At 70.7% G+C, this 525-nt stretch carries 1 pseudogene; it reads right to left on the reverse strand.

The annotated features are described in order from the left end of the window. Positions 1 to 99: 99 nt before the first annotated feature. Positions 100 to 525: pseudogene (locus ACTJK0_RS21420) on the reverse strand (hypothetical protein); the annotation flags it as partial.

Consider the following 525-nt stretch of genomic DNA (forward strand, 5'->3'; position numbering starts at 1 on the left):
ACAGGTCCCGGGTGACGTCCCCGAGCAGTTCACCCAGGGACGCGTTGTCCGCTTTCACGTGCGCCGCGCTGGGCGGCGGCTCCGGAATCTGGCTACTCATCACAGACCACCCGTACCGTGGCGGCCGGTTCCGGTCGTTCCTTCGTTGCCGAACGGCTCGTCATCGTTGTAGACGCCGTTCTCGGCCCGGTAGGGGTCGTCATCGAACCGGAGCGGAGTCTCCTCGGCGGTACCCGAGGGCAGGGTGCTGGTGGATACAGGGGCCCCGCTGCCAACCGTTGGTTCGGCGAAAAGATCATCGGTTCCTGCAGCGTAGACGGTTTCCTGGCGCAGGGGCGCCACCGGCGGCGACTGCACGGCCCGGTGCTGGCCGGACAGGCCGGCTGCGCCCGTTCCTGCCGCCCGGTTGGGGGAGGAATCGGGGGCGCCTGCGGTGAGGCCGCGGGTCAGGCGTCCGGCCAGGACGCCGGCGCCGGCCGCGAGGAGCAGGAAGGTTCCGGGGTTGTTGCGGGCGTACCGCTGGAC

It is taken from the genome of Paenarthrobacter sp. 22069, from assembly GCF_052046035.1.
Classification (GTDB): Bacteria; Actinomycetota; Actinomycetes; order Actinomycetales; family Micrococcaceae; genus Arthrobacter.